Below are 517 nucleotides of genomic sequence, written 5' to 3' on the forward strand. Positions count from 1 at the left end.
GAGTTCACCATTTTCATGGGTGCCATTAAAGCGTTGCCTGTACAAACGGTTCTGGGTATAGCGGGGATTATCTTTACAGCCGTTTATATCTTGCGGACGATAGCCAACGTACTGTTCGGACCGCGCCGTTCTGAATGGGATCATCTCACCGATATTCGAGGACCTGAACTCGTTCCTCTCGTCCTATTCGGGTTTGTGATCTTTGTGGGAGGAATTTTCCCGAATATCTTACTGGGAATGATCGATACCGGAGTTACCTCCTCAGGCCTGGCCAAGGTACTTGAGATGGTGAGTCAGGCGAAGATGGGAGGGTTGTTCTAATGTTCAATATCGCTACAGTGCTCACGCCTGAAATTGCGCTGGCCGCCCTGGCCTTGATTCTGTTGGCCATTGGACTCCTGATTCCAGCCGGCGCTCGTAAAGGGATGATGCCACTCACTGTTTTCTCGTTATTAGGGGTTCTCAGTTATACTCTGTATGACTTTTTCTACGGACAGGAAGCGGCGTTCTTGGACGG

2 pseudogenes are annotated in these 517 nt (G+C 50.1%); both read left to right on the forward strand.

Features of this window, described 5'->3' with window-relative positions:
- Window positions 1-321, forward strand: a pseudogene (locus LJE72_RS25985) (NADH-quinone oxidoreductase subunit M); the annotation flags it as partial.
- Window positions 321-517 (forward strand): annotated as a pseudogene (locus tag LJE72_RS25990) (NADH-quinone oxidoreductase subunit N); the annotation flags it as partial. The pseudogenes LJE72_RS25985 and LJE72_RS25990, both read left to right, overlap by 1 nt.

Origin of the sequence: Desulfosporosinus shakirovi (assembly GCF_020595055.1) — a bacterium.
In the GTDB taxonomy this organism is placed as follows: Bacteria; Bacillota; Desulfitobacteriia; order Desulfitobacteriales; family Desulfitobacteriaceae; genus Desulfosporosinus; species Desulfosporosinus shakirovi.